1 protein-coding gene and 1 pseudogene are annotated in these 2,263 nt (G+C 53.4%); one reads left to right on the forward strand and one right to left on the reverse strand.

Annotated elements, in window-relative coordinates; genetic code table 11:
- Nucleotides 1-1,718, forward strand: a 1,718-nt coding sequence (locus RMO84_RS16935) for a response regulator (RefSeq protein ID WP_310489609.1), incomplete at its 5' end; no start/stop codon positions are given.
- 209 nt (nt 1,719-1,927) lie between these two features.
- On the opposite strand, the pseudogene RMO84_RS16940 reads toward RMO84_RS16935, so the two are convergent.
- Nucleotides 1,928-2,263: pseudogene (locus tag RMO84_RS16940) on the reverse strand (hypothetical protein); the annotation flags it as partial.

Raw genomic sequence — 2,263 nt, forward strand, 5'->3', positions numbered from 1 at the left:
GCGAAAATTCGCAGTTTGTGACGCGGCTGCGCCAATTGCAAGATGACTACGCCTTGCTGCGGAACATCAGCGACGAGCAACAAGACGCGGGTAATAATGTCACTATCGAACGTTATCGCCAAGGTTATTCGACGATCGTCCGATTGCTGGAAAATATCCTCCGGCTCTCCGAATTAGGTCAAGAAATCGAATCCTCGACTTACCAAAGTGCGATCCGGATGGACGCCCTCGATCGTAGTATCGTCCAACTCAAAGATGGCATCGAAGCCAGCCGTCTGGTACCATTCCGGAACCTCACTCTCAGATCCAAAGCGATCTTGCGCGATCTCACCAATCGTTATGGCAAACCCGCCGAACTGATTGTCGAAAACGAGCACATCGAAATTGACGCCGGGATCGTCCAACAGCTCGAACCCGCATTGCTCCATCTGTTGCGCAATGCCTACGACCACGGCTTAGAGCCATCAGCACAACGCTTGGCGGCTGGCAAACCCGAACGCGGCCAGATTAAAATCTCACTCCAGCAACGGGGAAATCTGTATTTCCTGACGATCGAAGATGATGGCGGCGGTATCGATGCCGATCGGATTCACAAGCTCGCTAAATCCAAAGGCTTTAGCCTCGATCGCACCAATACAAATGCCGAACTGTTAGCCGTACTATGTCAAGCTGGATTTAGCTCTAGCAGCGCGATTAGCGAAGTCTCTGGCCGAGGCGTCGGCATGGATGTAGTCGTCGCTCAAATCGCCAGTATCGGCGGTCGTTTGACCCTAGAAACCAATCCTGGTCGTGGCACCAAGTTCTCGATCGAAGTCCCCGCACCGCAACTGTTAATTCCCTGCGTCCTGTTCCAAGTCGGCGATCGCATCATCGCCCTACCGACTGATAATGTGCTCGAAACTACGCTCCTCAGTTCGCTAACTGTCGAGTCGAGTGATACCCAAGTCGGTCGCTGTAGCTGGAAGCTCGCCAGCGAGCTACGCGGTGAAATCCCCGGCTTCGATCTCCACCACTATTGGCAGCCCGGTCACGTCTTGGCCGCGCGGACACTCCCCGATACCGCCGTGGGGATTCGCACCCGCCAAGCTGCCGATACGCCCGAAATCTGGGCGATCGCTGACGATCTGATCGGTCAAGCCAAACTCCTAATTAATCCTCTGCCCAGCCCGCTAATTGCCCCAGTTGGCTTGTTAGGCGTCAGTCTCCAACCCGACGGTCGCTTGATCTCGATTCTCGATCCGATCGCCCTTTCTGCGGCGATCTCTAGTATGGAAATCGATCCAGATCGCGCTGCTGGCGAATTAGATGCACCCGAAGCTAGCTTTGCCATCGCCAAACCATCGGCACCGACAATTCTGATCGTCGATGACGCAGCCATGATTCGCCGCCGCTTTGAGTCCAGCCTGACTACCTATGGCTTTATCACCCATACTTGCAACGATGGTCTAGAAGCCCTCAACTGGCTACAAAGCAATCCCACCCCCGATCTGTTGATTACCGACGTAGAGATGCCCAATATGGATGGTTTCACGCTGATCGATCGATTGCGTCAAGCCAAAATGGAGCTGCCGATCCTCGTCGTCTCCTCCCGTGCCTCTGAAGAGTGGGGCAAAGAAGCCCGCCGTCTCGGCGCAACCGACTATCTCAACAAAGGCTTTGCCACCTCAGAGATGATCCAAAAAGTGAATTCTCTGCTGGAATTGCTCGTCGAAACCTAATCGCAATTACTGCGGCTCAAACCTGCAGGGTGGACAGTGTCCACCCTAATCTTCTATCTGCAATCTGATTTGTCACACAGATTTCACCAGGTAGCTGCTGCCAATATGAAAGCACCGATCGAACTGCTGAATTAGTTCATCAGCCTGCTCAAATCCCACTGCCAGCGACCAGCTACCAATGCCAAATAGAAATGCTTGAAGATCTCTTTCTACCGATCGAACTCCCGCTCGAAAAGTAGACCGATCGATCTCAATATAAAAAGCATTCTTACCAGATTCTTCCAGTCCGCCGCAACTTTCGCAACCAAATCCGCATCGACGACCTTGAGATCATCGCTGAACGCATAGACCAATGCTGTTTCACAAATGCGGTTTATGAGGCGGGGAATGCCACGGCTGTGCAGAAATACCTGGTGGCGCGCCTCTGGTGTGAAGATCTCACGCTGGGCGCCGGCGACCAACAGCCGATGCTGGATGTATTCATCAACACCTTCTTCCGTCATCGCTGGCAGGTGGAAATCAGAAGCGATCCGCTGGCTGAACTG

It is taken from the genome of Chamaesiphon sp. VAR_69_metabat_338, assembly GCF_031423935.1.
Lineage (GTDB): Bacteria > Cyanobacteriota > Cyanobacteriia > Cyanobacteriales > Chamaesiphonaceae > Chamaesiphon.